General features: G+C 63.2%; 13 protein-coding genes. 2 read left to right on the forward strand and 11 right to left on the reverse strand.

Features of this window, described 5'->3' with window-relative positions:
- Positions 1-61: 61 nt before the first annotated feature.
- The 11 genes from HMI60_RS19565 to HMI60_RS19615 all read right to left on the reverse strand — a co-directional run bounded on the left by HMI60_RS19565 (position 62) and on the right by HMI60_RS19615 (position 10711).
- Positions 62-889, reverse strand: coding sequence for a polyprenol monophosphomannose synthase (locus HMI60_RS19565; RefSeq protein WP_227453608.1), 828 nt, complete (start codon positions 887-889; stop codon positions 62-64).
- 127 nt (positions 890-1016) lie between these two features.
- Positions 1017-2330 carry an LssY C-terminal domain-containing protein gene (locus HMI60_RS19570; protein ID WP_018779379.1) on the reverse strand — a complete coding sequence of 438 codons (1314 nt, stop codon included), beginning with the start codon at positions 2328-2330 and terminating at the stop codon, positions 1017-1019.
- Positions 2331-2397: 67 nt separating this feature from the next.
- Positions 2398-3369, reverse strand: coding sequence for an NAD(P)-dependent oxidoreductase (locus tag HMI60_RS19575; RefSeq protein WP_193590255.1), 972 nt, complete (start codon positions 3367-3369; stop codon positions 2398-2400).
- Between the two features lie 59 nt (positions 3370-3428).
- Positions 3429-4412 (reverse strand): cyclase family protein, encoded by a 984-nt coding sequence (locus HMI60_RS19580; protein WP_193590256.1) that lies wholly within the window; start codon positions 4410-4412, stop codon positions 3429-3431.
- Positions 4409-4663, reverse strand: coding sequence for a hypothetical protein (locus HMI60_RS19585; RefSeq protein WP_110504753.1), 255 nt, complete (start codon positions 4661-4663; stop codon positions 4409-4411). The genes HMI60_RS19580 and HMI60_RS19585 overlap by 4 nt, the downstream gene beginning before the upstream one ends.
- Positions 4664-4674: 11 nt before the next feature.
- Complete coding sequence (locus HMI60_RS19590) at positions 4675-6012, reverse strand: TRAP transporter large permease subunit (protein WP_193590257.1); 1338 nt, start codon at positions 6010-6012, stop codon at positions 4675-4677.
- Between the two features lie 79 nt (positions 6013-6091).
- Positions 6092-6907: an NAD(P)-dependent oxidoreductase gene (locus tag HMI60_RS19595; RefSeq protein WP_193590258.1), complete on the reverse strand. Its 816-nt coding sequence runs from the start codon at positions 6905-6907 to the stop codon at positions 6092-6094.
- Positions 6908-6959: 52 nt separating this feature from the next.
- Complete coding sequence (locus HMI60_RS19600) at positions 6960-7592, reverse strand: methyltransferase (protein WP_193590259.1); 633 nt, start codon at positions 7590-7592, stop codon at positions 6960-6962.
- A 65-nt stretch (positions 7593-7657) separates the two neighbouring features.
- Positions 7658-8614 (reverse strand): tripartite tricarboxylate transporter substrate binding protein, encoded by a 957-nt coding sequence (locus tag HMI60_RS19605; RefSeq protein ID WP_179128445.1) that lies wholly within the window; start codon positions 8612-8614, stop codon positions 7658-7660.
- 88 nt (positions 8615-8702) lie between these two features.
- On the reverse strand, positions 8703-10205 hold the full coding sequence (locus HMI60_RS19610) for a tripartite tricarboxylate transporter permease (RefSeq protein WP_110504756.1): 1503 nt from the start codon (positions 10203-10205) through the stop codon (positions 8703-8705).
- Positions 10206-10207: 2 nt separating this feature from the next.
- Positions 10208-10711, reverse strand: coding sequence for a tripartite tricarboxylate transporter TctB family protein (locus HMI60_RS19615; RefSeq protein WP_110504757.1), 504 nt, complete (start codon positions 10709-10711; stop codon positions 10208-10210).
- 138 nt (positions 10712-10849) lie between these two features.
- Between HMI60_RS19615 and HMI60_RS19620 the strand changes: the two genes are divergently transcribed.
- Positions 10850-11650: an IclR family transcriptional regulator gene (locus tag HMI60_RS19620; RefSeq protein ID WP_079582282.1), complete on the forward strand. Its 801-nt coding sequence runs from the start codon at positions 10850-10852 to the stop codon at positions 11648-11650.
- Positions 11651-11830: 180 nt separating this feature from the next.
- The gene (treS, locus tag HMI60_RS19625) at positions 11831-14116 is read left to right on the forward strand and encodes a maltose alpha-D-glucosyltransferase (protein ID WP_193590260.1); all 2286 of its coding nucleotides are present in this window, start codon (positions 11831-11833) and stop codon (positions 14114-14116) included.
- The last annotated feature ends 220 nt before the right edge of the window (positions 14117-14336 follow it).

Here is a 14336-nt window from a genome sequence, read left to right on the forward strand (position 1 = left end):
GATAAAGCCCGACGGCGGCACTCACTTGGGTGCCGCCGTCGGGCTTTAAGAGTTTGGCGCCTTAGAAGGCGGTCACCCGTGCGGGTGCCTCCACCTTCTGGAAGCGGAGCTTCCACGGGGTGAGCGCGGATTCGAGTTGTTCGCGAAGGTCCATCTTGGATGCGCCTTCCACCCGCTCTTCAAAATGGATGGGAACCTCCATGATCTTCAGGCCGTGCCGGGCTGCCCGGTAGTTCATCTCCACCTGGAATGAATATCCGTCGCTTTGGATGGACGCCACATCGATCTGTTGCAACGCAGAAGCTGTCCACGCCTTGTATCCCGCCGTGGCATCCTTGACCTTCAACCCCAGGATTGCGCCGACATAGAAGTTGGCCCACGCCGAAAGGGCCTTGCGGTGCCAGGGCCATTCGGCCGCAGTGGAGCCGCCAGTGACGTAGCGCGAACCAATCACGAGCGCCGCCCCGGAATCCTGGATCCGTTCAAGCATGGTGTGGATTGCAGCTACAGGGTGGGACAGATCTGCGTCCATTTGGATGATGATCTCCGAGTTCCCGGCCAGCGCCTCGGTCATTCCCGCCACATAGGCCCGGCCCAGTCCATCCTTTTCCTTCCGGTGCAGGACGGACACTGTTCCCCGGGATTCCGCCGACAATCGATCAGCCACCATCCCGGTCCCGTCAGGTGAGCTGTCATCAACAACCAGCACGTGCAGATTCGGAATACTGAGTGCCTGGAGCTGGGCGACAAGAACCGGCAGGTTCTCGCGCTCATTGTAGGTAGGCACAACGACGGTAATTTTCGGAAAAACAGCAGTCAAAACGAGGGTCCCCAATTCGGTGTTCGATAATTGCCGGGGCTCAATGCTGCTATGCGCGGCCCCGGGCACCGCCAGTCTATTGAGCCAAGCTGAAGAATCGTGGAAAGCTGTAGCTCCACGACCCGCTTTGAATCTGAAACGCCCCCGACACGCCGGAAACGACGGCGTGTCCCGGCACTCCCGGCTTGAAAGAGGGTCAGGAAGAGACGCGGCGCCCAACGACCGAGGCAGGCACGGCCGGAATTCGCTGCCGTTTGGCGTAGACCCTCGCCCGCTGGCTGGAAAGTGCCAGGAGAACCAGGATGTCGGTGGCCAGGCCTGAGAGTCCGGCTTCGAGGGTGATGTTGGTACTTCCGGTGAAGTAGTCAATGGCCTGGACAACCACCGATATGGAACTGAGGCCCATTGCGATCACCCGGGCTCCGTTGCTGCCCAGGAAAATCCGCCAGGCAAGGAAAATCTCACCCAGGCCGAACAACAGCACCGCGATGGCAACGAAGGTGACCACCGCCGTCGTGGTTTGCGGGTCAAGGGGGTCGCCGTCGGCGGTGAGGTCCGTGAAGACCTCGGACGAAGTCAGCAGCGTCAGGGCGAGGACGAAGGCCGCGATGGACCTGGCCACCACCAACGCGGCACCCATCATGGTGGGGGCCGGCCGCCTGTCACGGCTGTCAGTGGGACGGGAAGGCTGGCCGGCCGGGACAGTCACGGACCGCGCGTCGATAATGGGCAGGTCGCCGTCAGTGGAGATTGAATCACCGCCGCCGTTCCGCGAGTGGTAGCCGGTAGAGAAGTCCTTGATCACGTGAACGGACACCGCGGGCCCGGCGTCGGAAACTGTCCGCACGATGTGGTCACGCTCAACGTCCGTGTTCTGCTCGATCTTATGCGTGATCTGGAGGGTGAACAGCGAGAAACCGACGCTGCGGTCGTAGGTTCCGGCGGCAAGCCAGTCCACCTTATGACCGCCCGGCAGGAGCCAGCCATCGGGGCAGCGCCAGAACCGGACGTGGTGGCGTTTGCCGGGGTTGTTGTCCACTTCCTGCTGATAGGCGAAATCCTGTTGCCGGTCGAACAGGTAGAGCGGGCTGACCGGCGCCTCGGAATAGCTTTGCCTGAAAATGGTGGAGCTGACGATGCGGCGGCTGCTGCCGAAGGTGACGTCGTCCGCCTGCGTCCAGCCGGCAGCGCGCATGATGGCGTGGATTTGCGGCTCGTGGCCGAGCAACGCGACGTTCACGGGATCGCCCAGGAGTCCGTCACTGGTCCGGGCGCGCCCGATGAAGTAGCCCGGAACATAAATAGTGGTCAGGATGCGGTGCAGGCGGGGCAGGAGCAGATAAGCAAGAAATGCCCAGAAGAAGAAGTAGAACCACACCTGGCCCCAACCCAGATGGAAACTCTCCCCCACCAGCAGGAACGCCAGCCACACCGCAGCCGCCCCGCCCAGGATGAAGAACGCATGGTCCAGCCGGCTGTCAGTCACGTCCCTGCTCGGCGCCTTGTACACAGAGAGCCCCCTTTGCTTGCTTCAAGCTTCGGGCCTCGAGCGGGGGATGTACAGATACCGTTCAGGTTCAGTCGGGGCTGCTGACCTTGAGTTGCCCGTGGTCAACGAGCCAGCGCAGGGACTCGTGCACGGCCTGTTCGGGCTCGTAGCGCGGTGCGTAGCCCAGGAGGGATTTGGCTTTTTCGATGGTGAGGCAATGGTTGCGGGACAAGTGGGCCCAGCTCGTGTCAGCGTGTTCGGGCGTGCTGGTCCGGCGGAATTCGTCCCATCCGACCGTCTCAAGATGGGGCTCCTGGCCGAACCAGGACGCCGCAATCCTGGCGTAGCCGCGAACGCTCAGGGCAGTGGGAGCGACGATGTTGAAGTCTTCGCCGGCCGCCGCATCACGGCGGTCGATGGCCTTCTCAAAGGCCTGCGCGAGGTCGTCGGCATGGACGTGATGCATCATTTCCGTACCGCTTCCCGGCATGAGCACTGTCTGCCCGCCGGAGATCTTCTGCCACACCGTGGGATCGAAATTCCCAAGCGGCCCCACCGGATGCCAGCCCGGCCCCACGATATGCCCGGGATGCAGCGACGTCGTGACCAGGCCGCCGGACGCCGTCTCCTCCTTCAGCATGCGGGCGATGTCGCGCTTCTGGATGCCGTACTCATCAGTCGGTTCGAGGGCGGAATCCGAGCCCTCCGCCAACGGCAACTTCAAGCTCTCGCCGTACCGCCAGATGGATCCACAGTGCAGGAGATGTCCCACCTCGCCACGGAGACGGTTCACCAGCGCGGTGGCCGAGTCGAGCGTGAAGCAGACAAGGTCAACCACGACGTCGGCACCCAGCTCCGCGACCCTGTCACCGAAGGTGCCGGCCCGGTCCTCCTGCTCACGGTCCGCAGCGACCTGGCGGACCTGCTGCCATTCGGGTGAATCCGTGTAGGGCGTGCTGGTTCCGCGGCTGATGTTGACCACCTCATGCCCCGCACGGACGAGCCTGGGAACGAGGAAGGAGCCGATGTGGCCGCTGCCTCCGATGACAACTGTCTTCATGGTGTCCACTTCGCCTTTGCTCCGGGGCCGGGAGTTCCAGCGTAGTCCGGCTTCGTGGTTTACAGCAGCGCGATGGCGTTCGCCGGCGATCCCGTGCCTCCCACGATGTTGAGCGGCTTGATGCTGACAAAGGCGTCCCAGTTTCCGGTGGACCTCATGTGCCGGGCCAATGGACCCAGTCGCCAAAGCTCACCGAGGGGCATGCCGAGTTTGGCGAGGAGTTGCTGGTGCATCATGCCGTTGTCATTCGGCGCCGCCTCCAGGAACGGGCTGCCTGCCACGGCCGGGAGGCATTCGAAGGCGAAGTTGTCGGCGGCCAGCAGCGCAATTTGGTTGTCCCACGCCCAGGCGACGAACTCCTGGGATTGTTCCACGCCTGATGCCTTCCTGCTGGTTCGGACTTCCTGTTTGTCCTCCTGGGCCAAGCCGAGGAACCATTCGCACCAGCCCGTGTGGAGCATGAGGATGTCGCCAGGCTTGAGGGTGAGGGACTGAGCATTGATCGCGGCGAGGATCAGGTCCAGTCCAAGGGCTTGGCCCGAGGTGTGGTCAATGGGCCCGCCGTGGGCCGAGCTGTAGCCATCGATGTCCACCAGCACGCCTCGGCCGACGATGGGCCGGTCCGCCCACCCTTGGATGCCGAGTTCGGGTGTGCCTTCGCGGACGGAGTAATCCGGGGTGCCGTTGTAAAAGCCAACGTCGTCCGCGCGGCGATGCCTGAGTCCATCGATCTGCGTGGATCCCTGAAGGTAGTAGCCGTCCAGGTAGTCATCGCGGTGGGCGGGGTGGGCCGAGTAGATGATGTGCCGGGGAGCTCCCCGTTTGAGTGACATGCCGGGGTCGAAGTCATCTGCCGCATAGTCCAGGCCGAACGAGACCCCCTCGCGGATGCAGTCCTTTGCCGCGAGAACCGCCTCCCGTGAGATGAACGACGGCGTGCCACGGTCCTTTTCGGGGAAAAGCTCCCATGACGTGCCGGCAAGCTTTCCTTCCCGGCACAACAGCTCGGCAAATGTCGGATAGGTGCCCGGAGATGCGGTCATCGCGTGCCTGCCTCCTCTTTGAGGTTCGTGTCCTGCCTGCTCTTGTAGCTCAGCAGGAAGCCTGCGACGGCGCAGACGGACGCTGCGACAGACATCCCCGGTTTGACGTAGTCGTTGAAGAACTTCAGCCAACTGCCCTGACCGAAGACCAGTCCCAGGGCTTGGCCGGCCACGAACAGCACCCCTCCCGCAAGAAGCACTGCGAGGGTGATCACGAAGACTGTCTGGACGGTTCGTCGTATCTTATGCATCGGATGGTTCCTTAGATGGGCAGGAAGCCCAGGATGACCAGCACGCCAATGCCCAGCAGCGGCAGGGCGTAGTGGGTGAGGAGCCTGGAGAAGGTCTTGATTGGATTGACGTCCGCTATCCCGCAGGCGACATAGAGCGGGGCACCGCCGGGCGGAACTGCGGCTTCGCACGAGGAAAAGATGAGTACGGCCACGGCGGCGGTAGTCGCCGGAACGCCGGCTGCCACGAGCGTAGCGACCCCAACGGTTCCGACGGCGGCCATGGTCGCCGTCGCGGACAGCGGCGCGGCCACAGCGATGACGATCAGCCCGATGAGAATGGCGAGCAGCCACAGCGGCAGGTTCATTTGGCCCAGCAAAGCGGTCATCTGCTTGGGCAGTCCTGTTGCGGCCAAGGCGTTGGCGCCGGCGAAAGCGAACACCACAGTGATCCCCACGACGCCGAACCGTGGAGCGGAAGACTGCAGCAACGTCCACCATGCCCGGCCGCTCCGCGGCAATTGCCTCCGTCCCAGCAATGCGCCGGTGATGATCAGCACCACGGGAATCCAGACGATGACGCTGACTGTCTTTGTGATGTCCCCACCAGTCCAGTCAGACAACGCGGAGGCGATCGCACCGGAGGTGATGATGAGGGGAACCGCCACGACGACGAACAGGAGCAGGGTCGCCCAGCCCCGGCCGAACGCCGTGCCGACAGCCAGGCGGTGGGCGCTGCCCAGCGGCGTCATCCCGCTCTTGCGGACCAGCAACCACGTAACGATCAAGCGGTGCAGGAAGCACCACAGGCCTCCGACGAGCAGCGGCAGGACCAGATCGTTGACGTTGAGCAGCGGACCCACAGTGGCCGATCCCACCAGCACGAACATGGAGGCACTGAACGGAAAGGTGATGCCCATGCCTGCGTTGCCGGCAACAAGGGTGGCAGCCGAAGGCTTGTCGAGCTTGGACTTCTCCATCCAGGGAATGGTGACGGAACCTACCGTCGCCGCGATGGCGGCCTGGTTGTGGACCACGCCGCCCAGACCGGCGGAAGCCACCGTCGAAACCCAGGCGGGGCCACCCTTCACGCCGCCTATCAACGAATTCAGGAGATCGATCAGCTTATCCAGTACCCCGGTTTTATCGAGGAGGTATCCCATGAAGACGAAGGCCATAGTGGCGTACACAATTTCGTCCGTCATTGCCGAGGACAACGACGCCCAGCCCACTTCCACAGCGGCTGCGCCGGTAAAGGGCAGCACCACCAGGAAGCCGATCATCATTGCCTCGCCAACGCTGCGCTTCAACAGCGTGGTCCAGAGCAGGATCACGGCAAGGTAGGCCCCCAAGGCCCAAATGCCGATCATGTTAATGCTCCTGCCAGGAATGTGCCTGCCGGTCGGTTACTCATTATTGCCCTTGTTCCGATTCTTCCCGATGCGCCCTTCAGCGCAATACCCCGGCCTTTCCCGCCGGCTCGGCCGCGGGCTCGTCCGCCGGCTCGACTGCCATCCGCTCCAAAGCCGAGGCAGCCGCCGTCGTCATTTCCGCAGGTACCTTCAGGTCGTCCTGGAGGAAGCTGGCGGTGTCCTGCATTTCCTTCGACCGGCGCCGGGCATGCTTGGCGGTGCCAACCAGGAAGCGGTCGATGACGGCTTGACCGTCGCCGGCCAGCTGCCGTGCGATCTGGCCGCGGATCCAGTCCTCAAGGCCGGCTGCCCGTCCCGCGGTGACGGCCTCGACCACTACTGAAGCAAAGCCCTTCATGAGGACACTACGCAGCAGTTTGTGTGCCATGGCCGCTCCGGGTTCGCCGTCGGCAATTTCGACGGCGGCACCCATCGGTGCGAGCAGCGCCGCTACTGCGGCTGCCCCCGGCCCGCTGACCATCAGCGGAGTCTTGACGCCCTGCGTGGGTACCGGGCCCAGGATTGCCACGTCGGCGAAGTCCGCGTTCGTTGGCAACTGTCCCAGTTCCTGCATGACGTGCGGCGAGGACGATGTGAAGTCTGCGTAGCAGCTGCCTTCAGCCATGACCGGAAGACACTCCTCGGCGACACTTCGGGCGGCTGCGGCACCTGTCAGGACCAGGACGATATCGGCCGCGACGCAGGCTTCTGCCGCGGTGGTCGCACGGAAGACTCCAGCCGGGGTGTCCGGCGCGACGGGATCGAACCCGGTTACCTGGTGTCCGGCGGCAACGAGGGCCGCCGCGTAGGTTGCCCCGGCTTCGCCGAGGCCGATGACGGTGCATGCTGTCATGATCGTGTCTTTCGTGAGTGGTTCGTGGAGGGGCACGGCAGGAGCGGGTCCGCTACTTCCGGCGGTCTGCGATGATGGCGGTCCGGCGGTTGGTTTCGTCGGCAAATACGGCCTCGGCGGCGTCGGCGACGACGGCTGCCTGCTCGCGGGGAACAACGACGACGCCGTCCGAGTCACCGATGATGACGTCCCCCGGCATGACGGGAACGCCGCCGAAGGAGATCGGTGTACCCAGCCTGGAAGGACCGTTCTTGTATGGTCCAGCCGGAGTGATTGCCCGGGCGAAGACGGGCATCCCGATCTCGCCGAGTGCTTCAGCGTCCCGGGCCGCACCGTCCAGGGCGAAGCCTGCCAGCCCAAGGTTGATGGCCCGCTCGCCAATCAGTTCACCCAGCAATGCCCGGGATTCGTCGCCTCCGCCGGCAACAACAACCACATCGCCGGGCTGGGCCAGCTGAAGCGCCCGGTGGATGCCTTGGTTGTCGCCCGGGCGGGTCCAGACTGTGAAGGCCGGTCCGGCCAGGCGCGCACCGGGCCAGACAGCCTGGATAGCCGAGTCGGCCACCCCAAGACGGTCCATCGCGTCGCCGATGTTCGCTGCCGGGAGCTTGGCCAGTCTTTCAAGCACGTCCCTGTCTGGCCGTGGGAAGTCCGCGTCGAGGACTTCGAGGACGGGAGATGTCATGGTGTCTCTTCTTTCTGGAGGGGTTTTGCCCGGCCGTTCCGACCGCCGGTCAAGTTCTCTTCTGTTCAGTCCTTCTTCTGGACCAGGGGCAGGACCTTCTTGAAGTCGTCTTCCTGCGATGTCCAGAACTGCTTGTAATCTGCACCGTTCAGGTAGCTGGTCTGCAGGCCGAGATCCTTCATCTTCTGGACAACGGTGGGATCCTCGATCGCTTTCTGCAGGGCTGCTTCGAGCTTCTTGGCTACACCATCGGGCAAACCTGCCGGTGCGGAGTAGCCGCGAACGGTGCCGGCTTCGAGTTCATAGCCGGATTCCTTGAACGTGGGAACGTCCGGCAACGACGGTGCCCGCTCGGCGGTCATGACACCAAGGACCCTGGCTTTTCCCTGCTTGGTCAAGTCCGTCACGTCGCTCACGTTGGCCACCAGGATGTCCACGTGCCGTCCCAGGAAAGCTGTGGTCGCCTGGGAAGCGCCCTCGGAGAAGTGAACGGGGGCGAACTCGGCGCCCGTGGTCTCCTGCACCTGGGCGAGGGCGAAGTGCTCGCCGGTCTGCAGGCCTGTGGTGCTCGCGGTCATCGACTTGGGCTTTGCCTTGGCCGCATCGAGGAGTTCCTTGAGCGTCTTGTACGGGCTGTCAGGCTGGACCGCGATGACTGTGGGGTCGATGACCTGGCGGCCCAGCGGCTGGAAGCTGTCCCGGGTGTACTTGGCTCCGCGCGCCGGATCCAGGGGAGATACGACGACGGACGGGGAACCGGTGGCTCCGATGGTGTAGCCATCAGGTTTGGCGCTGGTCAGTTGGGTGTAGCCGATCTGGCCGCCGGCACCTGGCTTGTTGATGACCTCGACGTTGGTGCCGAGTTCCTTTTCCAGGATCGGCTGGACCAGCCGGGCTGCGGTATCTACGGCGCCGCCTGATGAGAAGGACACAATCAGGTCGATCGATTTGCCCTTCTTGGGAAAGTCGTCGCCGGCTGTGTTTGCGGCTCCGGCATTGGCTCCGCAGCCGGTGAGGGCCATGAGGGTCACTGCAGCGAAGGCAGCGATGATGCGTGTACGAGGCACGGGTCTTCTCCTTTGAAGGTTGGTTCAGGGGTCTTGGAGCGGTTTAGGTTTCGGGGTCTTCGTTGAGCGCTTTGGGCTTGCGGAGTTTCAGGAGGGGGCTGAGGACAATGAGGAGTCCCAACCCGATCAACACCACGGATATGGGCCTGTTGACGAAGATTCCGAAGTCACCTTGGGAGATCTCGAGGGACTCGCGAAGCGACCGCTCCATGAGGGGGCCGAGCACGAGCGTCAGGACCATGGGCGCCAGCGGAATATCGAGATGCCGCAAGCCGAGGCCAAGCAATCCGAAGGCGATCATGACGAAGACATCAAAGACGTTGAAGTTGATGGTGTAGGCGCCTATCACCATGAACAGCAGGATCAGGGCGGTAAGGATGGATGCCGGGACGCGGAGGATCGAGGTCCACAGGCCTACCAAGGGAACGTTCAACAGCAGCAACAGCACGTTGCCGATGAACAGGCTGGCGATGATGGCCCAGGCAATTTCCGAGTGCTCGGTGAACAGCGTAGGTCCAGGGGTCAGGCCTTGCTGCAGGAAGGCGCCCATCAGCACGGCGATGGTGGGTGACGCCGGAATGCCCAGGGTGAACAGGGGAATGAGGGCTGCGTTAGCGTGGGCGTTGTTGGCCGTTTCAGGTCCCGCAACTCCCTCGATCGCACCCTTGCCCAGTTCGCTGCGGTGCTTGGAGAACTTTTTCTCGGCACCGTAGGCCAGCAGGGAGGACACCGAGCCGGTCATACCCGGGATGAGGCCCAAGCCGAAGCCAATGCCCGTGCCGCGCGCCATTGCCGGAGCGCTCCGGCGCCACTCGGTCCGGTTCGGCAGCAGCGACCTCAGTCCAGGAGCCTGCACCATGGATGCACTGGTGTCCTTGCGGTACGACAGGATCTCGGAGAGCCCGAAGACGCCCACAATCACGGCCACGAAGCTGACGCCGTCCAGCAGGTTGTCGGAGCCGAAGGTGAACCGTGGCGCACCTGCAACAGGATCAATGCCCACCATGGAGATCAGCAGGCCCAGCGCGCCGGAAATCAATGCTTTGACCATCGACTTCCCGGCCAGCGCCACGAGCAGCGAGATGCCGACAACCATGAGCGCAAAGAACTCCGGTGGCCCGACCAGCAGACCCATCTCCCCGAGAGGCTTGGCAGCTGCCACGAGCCCAAGCGTCGCTATGGTGCCTCCAACAAAGGACCCGACAGCTGCGATGGTCAGCGCCGCTCCGGCTTTGCCGATCTTGGTCATGGCGTAACCGTCGATGGTGGTGATTGCCGAGGCCGCTTCCCCGGGCGTGTTCAACAGAACGCTGGTGATCGTTCCGCCATAAGCCGTGCCGTAGAAGATGGCACACAGCATGATGATGGCCCCGGTCGCGTCCAGGTTCATGGTGAGCGGGATAAGGAGGGCGACGCCGGCAACCGGTCCGATTCCGGGCAGCACGCCGATGATGGTGCCGAGGAGGCATCCAAGGAAGGCAAAAAGCAGGTTCTGCCACGTCATGGCGGCAGCGAAGCCGCCCATCAGTTCGTTGAGTGTTTCCACGGCTAGAGTCCGATCGAGTTCAAGAGGGGAATGCCCGCCGTCGGCAGGGAGACATTGAGCCCGTAGTTGAAGGCGTAGAACGCTCCAACGCTGCCAGCGAGCGCGATGATCAGCGACGAAAGCCAGCCCCTTCGTCCGCGTACTTTGAGGTGGTACAGCAGGAAGGCGAACATGCTCAGTTGGAAGCCGAGCAGGTCAAGCACTGCGGCCAGGACCGCGAGGCTCACGACGACGGCAATCACCAGCCGCCCGTCCACTCCCCCGGGCGTTTCGCTGGGGTTGCGCAGTTCCTGGAACAGCCACACGACGGACATGGCGACCAGCAGGACCCCCATGGCGAAGGGGAACATTCCCGGTCCGGGACCAAGCGATGTCCAGAGACCCAAATCGATTGAGCTCACCAGGACGTAGACGCCGACTACGACGAAAACGCTGATGCCCGCGAGTACTGATTTCGCGATCCGCCCCTTGAGCCGAGGCTCGGCCATAAGTGACTCCGTTGTCATGGTTTCCTTCTTACGTTCGATGGTTCCTTACATTCTGCGGATTCGCATTTCATAGAATGAAAGAACATTGCGTATGGAGAAATAGTGACAGGCGACACATGGCCTGTCAAGCGCAACGAACTTACATACAATGAAAGAATGACCGTGAACTCCACGCACTCCGCCCATGCAGCCGAGGACGGACCCAAGGCCGGCAACATGCGCTCCCTTTCCAGGGCCATGGAGGTATTCGCCGAGCTGCAGCGCGCGGAACGCCCTCAACGGCTCAGCGATCTTGCGCGGACCTGCGGTATGAGCCTTCCCACCACGCTGCGCATTCTGAGGGTCCTGCAGGACTTCGGGATGGTCAGCCAGACCGACAAGTCGTACCGCGTGGGTCCGGCCGTCCTGCCGGCAGCCCGGAGCTACCTGGAAAATGACCCGCTGGTGGTCGCAGCGCGCCCCATCCTGCAGCAGGTAGCTTCCCAAACGGGGCTCACGGCCTCGCTTTACACGCGGCTGGGCTTCGAACGCATCCTCGTGGCCAGGGTGGACGGTGAATCCCCCTTGCGTTACGACCTCCCCCTAGGCAAGCGCCTGCCACTGACCGTGGGCGCCGCAGGAAAAATCCTCCTCGCCTCACTCTCCGACGCCGAACTGGACCAAGTGACGGCCGCTGCGATAGCTGCGGGACATGAAAAGGACACCTTCACCACTGACGAACTCCGGAGCCGACTGCCGGAAGAGGGTGCCGATTACGCCTACTCAGAAGACGAACGTGCAACGGGCGTGCTCTCAGTGGCCGTCGCCGTTCCGCATCGCACCGGACGCCCAAGCGAGTCCATCTCCCTCACCAGCCCAGTGGAGTCCGTCACCGACAAAGCGTTGAGGGCCGGCGTACCGGAACTAAGGCGTGCAGCGGGCCGGCTTTCGGAGCTGCTGGAAGGGTCCGTCTACTAGCGCAGCAATAGTCTTCGGGCGGACATTAGCCAGCAACCTGACGACTCACTTCTCCCAAGTTCGACAAACCGCATGCGGTCGTGCCTAGCATGAATACTCCGGGTAAGCCCGGGTACGTGAACTCTTGAACGACCCCCTCGGAAGGTCGGCGCCAGCGCCGGCCACGTAAAGGAGAATGCTGTGCGGGAGCCTGTAGTCAACGAGAGCGCGGCAGAAATCAGCGCTGATCCATCTGAATCACAGGAAGAACCGCAGGTAACTGAGGAAACCGCAACAGAGTCACCGGAAATCACGTTCGACGAGCAGTTCTACCCTGCGCGGCCCAAAGCGCTGAGGCCGATTGCCCGCCGTCGTCAGTTCTTTGCAGCCCGACCGTCCCTGGAGTTCGACGGACTGAACTCCACGTACGTCGATTGGCTGCGCAACCAATCCATGCTCGGCGACGCCAACACCATGGCCCGGCAGCTTTCGGGGCAAGCCAGCATGTGGCAGAACTCCTACGCCAGGCCGAACCCGCGCTCGGCAGTGGAGCGCGCACCTGTCTGGTTCACGGCCTACCCTCTGTCCTTCATCACCAAGGACGGCCAGTCGTTCCTTTCTGCGCTCGGTGACCCTGCACTGTGGGATGCGTTCAGCCAGATCGGCATCCGGGGGCTGCACACTGGGCCGGTCAAACTTGCCGGCGGTATCCGCGGATGGTCGCAGACACCAAGCGTCGACGGGCACTTCGACCGCATCAGCATGGCGATCGACCCTGCGTTCGGCACCGAAGAAGAATTCCGGCAGATGTGCGAGGTCGCCGTCGAGCACGGTGGCACGATCATCGACGACATTGTTCCCGGGCACACCGGCAAGGGTGCTGACTTCCGGCTTGCCGAAATGAACTTCCGGGACTACCCCGGCATTTATCACATGGTGGACATCCCCGAAGAGGACTGGCACCTGCTGCCGGACGTTCCCGAGAACGAGGACTCCGTCAACATCAGCCCCGAGACGGAGAAGGCCCTCCAGCAGGCCGGCTACATCATCGGCCGCCTGCAGCGGGTCATCTTCTACGAGCCCGGCGTGAAGGAAACCAACTGGAGCGCGACCAAGGCAATCGTCGACACCACCGGCAAGAAACGCCGCTGGGTGTACCTCCACTATTTCAAGGCCGGGCAGCCGTCCATCAACTGGCTGGACCCCACCTTTGCCGGCATGCGCCTGGTGGTGGGCGATGCCCTGCATTCCCTGCTGGACCTTGGAACGGGCGCACTGCGCCTGGACGCCAACGGCTTCCTGGGTGTTGAGAAAAGCGCCGAGGAAGAGCCGGGCTGGTCCGAAGGCCACCCGTTGTCCGAGGCAGCGAACCAGCTGATCGGCTCGATGATCCGCAAAGTAGGTGGCTTCTCCTTCCAGGAACTCAACCTCACCATTGATGACATCAAGGCCCAGTCCGAGTCGGGTCCGGACCTGTCCTACGACTTCGTCACCAGGCCCGCCTACCACTACGCCCTGGTGACCGGTGATACCGAGTTCCTGCGCCTGACCTTGAAGCTCGCCATGGAAATCGGCGTCGACCAGGCGTCCTTGGTCCACGCACTCCAGAACCACGACGAACTGACCTACGAACTGCTGCACTTCGCGGCCGGCCACAGGGACGACATTTTCGAGCTCGGCGGGGAAGAACTGACGGGCGCGGAGGTGGCCGAGAAAGTACAGGACACCCTGCGGGAGCGCCTCACAGGTGAAAACGGCCCCTACAACGCCGTCTTCACCACCAACGGCATCGCCTGCACCACCGTCAGCTTCATCATGGCCACTTTGGGGATCAAGGACCCGGACGCCATCACGGCGGAACAGGAAGCCCAAGTACTGGATGCCCACGTCCTGCTGTCCATGTACAACGCTTTGCAGCCGGGCGTCTTCGCACTGTCCGGTTGGGACCTCACCGGCATCACTGCCCTGGACCGTGAGACTGTCCGCGAGTTGACGTCCCAGGGCGACACCCGCTGGATCAACCGCGGAGCCCACGACCTCATGGGGACCAGCCCGGACGCAACGACCTCCTTGGCGGGCATGGCCCGGGCACGGAGCCTCTACGGCCCGCTGCCCGAGCAACTCAAGGATCCGGCGTCCTATGCGCGGCGGCTCCAGAAGATCCTCACGGTGCGGGAAGAGTCCGGGATCGCAACCAGTACGCTCCTGGATGTCCCGGACGTGTCCAACCGTGGACTGTTGGTGATGGTCAACCAGCTCGCTGACGGAGCGGTGCAAGTGACGGTCCTGAACTTCTCCGGCCAGGACATCGCAGGCAGCATCCAGTCCTCGCATCTGGTGCCTGGCGCGACGGTCCACGATCTGTTCAGCGGCGAAGACGTGGGCCAGGTGGATGACCTGGGCAGCTTCTTCCTGGAACTGCGGCCATTCCAGGGCACGGCGCTCCTGTTGAAGGATCCGGTCGCCGAGGACGAAGCTACCGAATAGGAAGCCCGACGTTCCGCGAGTTGGCACCTAATGACTTTGCCCCCGGCGTCTTCAGGTGGCTAGTGCAACACCCCTGTAGTTGGAGGGGTGTCATGGTCAAGAAGTTGCCGTGGTCGGTTCGTGCGTGTGCGTATGAGCACTTGCTGGCGGGTGAGGACACGGGACGAAGTGCTGCCGCGGCTGGGGTGTCCCGGCAAGCGGTGTCGCATTGGGCGAAACT

Origin of the sequence: Paenarthrobacter sp. YJN-D, from assembly GCF_015040335.1 — a bacterium.
GTDB lineage: Bacteria > Actinomycetota > Actinomycetes > Actinomycetales > Micrococcaceae > Arthrobacter > Arthrobacter nicotinovorans.